Origin of the sequence: Streptomyces sp. UH6 (genome assembly GCF_013421635.1) — a bacterium.
GTDB lineage: Bacteria > Actinomycetota > Actinomycetes > Streptomycetales > Streptomycetaceae > Streptomyces > Streptomyces abyssomicinicus.
The window spans coordinates 1-2,673 of the sequence record NZ_JACADT010000791.1; the positions used below are offsets into that span (position 1 = coordinate 1).

The 2,673-nt window shown below is 71.5% G+C and carries 1 protein-coding gene; it reads left to right on the forward strand.

Annotated elements, in window-relative coordinates; genetic code table 11:
- On the forward strand, positions 1-2,637 hold a 2,637-nt coding region (locus HW445_RS25880; protein WP_180223312.1), incomplete at its 5' end, for a cellulose binding domain-containing protein.
- Positions 2,638-2,673 lie beyond the last annotated feature (36 nt).

Sequence of the window (2,673 nt, forward strand, 5' to 3'; positions counted from 1 at the left end):
GGCGCGGGCGCCCGCTCGCTGTCCGGGGCCGACGCCTCGGCGGCCGCCGTGGACTGGAAGAACGTCCGCATCGACGGCGGCGGCTTCGTCCCCGGCATCGTCTTCAACCGGTCCGAGCCCGACCTCGCCTACGCCCGCACCGACATCGGCGGCGCGTACCGCTGGGTGGAGTCGAGCAAGAGCTGGACCCCGCTGCTGGACCACGTCGGCTGGGACGACTGGGGCCACACCGGTGTCATCGGCCTCGCCTCCGACAGCGTGGACCCGGACAAGGTCTACGCGGCGGTCGGCACGTACACCAACGACTGGGACCCGGGCAACGGCGCCGTGCTGCGCTCCGGCGACCGGGGCGAGACCTGGGCCAAGGCCGACCTGCCGTTCAAGCTGGGCGGGAACATGCCCGGCCGGGGCATGGGGGAGCGCCTCGCCGTCGACCCCCACCGCAACAGCGTGCTCTACCTCGGGGCGCCCAGCGGCAACGGCCTGTGGCGTTCCACCGACAGCGGTGCGACCTGGTCGGAGGTGACCTCGTTCCCCAATCCGGGGACGTACATCGCCGATCCGAGCGACACGGGCGGCTACAACGGCGACATCCAGGGCATCTCCTGGGTGACCTTCGACGAGTCGACGGGCAGCGCGGGCTCCGCCACCCGGACGATCTACGTCGGTGTCGCCGACAAGGAGAACAACGTCTACCGGTCGACCGACGCGGGCGCCACGTGGTCCCGGGTGGCCGGGCAGCCGACCGGGCTGCTCGCGCACAAGGGCGTGCTGGACGCCGAGAACGGCTACCTCTACCTCCCCTACAGCGACACCGGCGGCCCCTACGACGGATCCACCGGCCAGGTGTGGCGGTACGACACCGGCAGCGGCGAGTGGACCGACATCAGCCCGATGACCGCCGCGGACACCTACTTCGGCTACAGCGGGCTGAGCGTGGACCGGCAGAACCCCGGCACGGTGATGGTCACCGGCTACAGCTCCTGGTGGCCGGACACGCAGATCTTCCGCACCACCGACAGCGGCGAGAACTGGACCAGGGCCTGGGAGTACAGCTCCTACCCGAACCGTTCGAACCGCTACACCATGGACATCTCCTCGGTCCCCTGGCTCGACTGGGGCGCCAACCCGACCCCGCCGGAGCAGACCCCGAAGCTCGGGTGGATGACGGAGGCGCTGGAGATCGACCCCTTCGACTCCGACCGGATGATGTACGGAACCGGCGCGACGATCTTCGGCACCGAGAACCTCACCCAGTGGGACGGCGGCGGCAAGCCCGTCATCAAGCCCATGGTGAAGGGGCTCGAGGAGACCGCCGTCCTCGACCTGGCGGCCCCGCCCAGCGGCGCCACGCTGATCAGCGGCCTCGGCGACGTCGGAGGGTTCCGGCACACCTCCCTGGACACGGTCCCGGCGAAGATGTTCCAGTCGCCCAACTTCACCTCCACCACCAGCCTCGACTACGCGGAGACCAACCCGAACACGGTGGTCCGGGTGGGCAACGTGGACAGCGGCGCCCACGTGGCGTTCTCCTCCGACAACGGCGCCAACTGGTACGCGGGCTCCGACCCGTCGGGCGTCACCGGCGGGGGCACCGTCGCCGCGGCGGCGGACGGCAGCCGCTACGTGTGGAGCCCGGAGGGCGCGGGCGTGCACGCCGGGTCGGGCTCCTCCTGGACGGCCTCCTCCGGCATCCCGGCGGGAGCCGTCGTGGAGTCGGACCGGGTGGACCCGAAGAAGTTCTACGGGTTCAAGGACGGCGCCTTCTACGTCAGCACCGACGCCGGCGCCACCTTCACCAAGCGCGCGTCCACCGGGCTGCCGGCGGGCACGGCCGTCCGCTTCAAGGCGGTCCCCGGCCGCAACGGCGACGTCTGGCTGGCCGGCGGTGAGGAGGGCAAGACGTACGGGCTGTGGCACTCGACCGATTCCGGGGCGACGTTCACCAAGGTGGGCGGCGTCCAGGAGGCCGACACCATCGGCTTCGGCAAGGCGGCCCCGGGCGCCACGTACCAGACCCTCTACACCAGTGCCAAGATCGACGGGGTCCGGGGCATCTTCCGCTCCACCGACGCGGGCGCCAACTGGGTCAGGGTCAACGACGACAACCACCAGTGGGGCTGGACCGGTTCCACGATCACCGGCGACCCACGCACGTACGGGCGGGTCTACGTCTCCACCAACGGCCGCGGCATCGTCTACGCGGACACCGCAGACGTACCGTCGCCGACCGGTCCCACGGATCCCCCGGATCCCACCGACCCGCCGGACCCGACCGACCCGCCGGACCCGACCGACCCGCCGGACCCCGGTGACCCGGACGGAGCCTGCACCGTGGACTACCGCGTCACCAACCAGTGGCAGGGCGGTTTCCAGGCGGAGGTCAAGCTCACCAACACCGGCGACGTCGCGTGGGACGGCTGGAAGCTCGGCTGGACCTACCCGGACGGCCAGCGGATCACCCAGCTCTGGAACGGCACCCACACCCAGAGCGGTGACCGGGTCACGGTGACCAACGCGTCCTACAACGGCCGGGTCGCGCCCGGCGGTTCGGTGACCGTCGGCTTCACGGGGACATCGACGGGGAGCAACGGCACTCCCGACGACTTCACCCGGGACGGGGCCGCCTGCGGCTGACCCCGCCGCGTCGAGCGGGACCGCCACAGGGCGAGG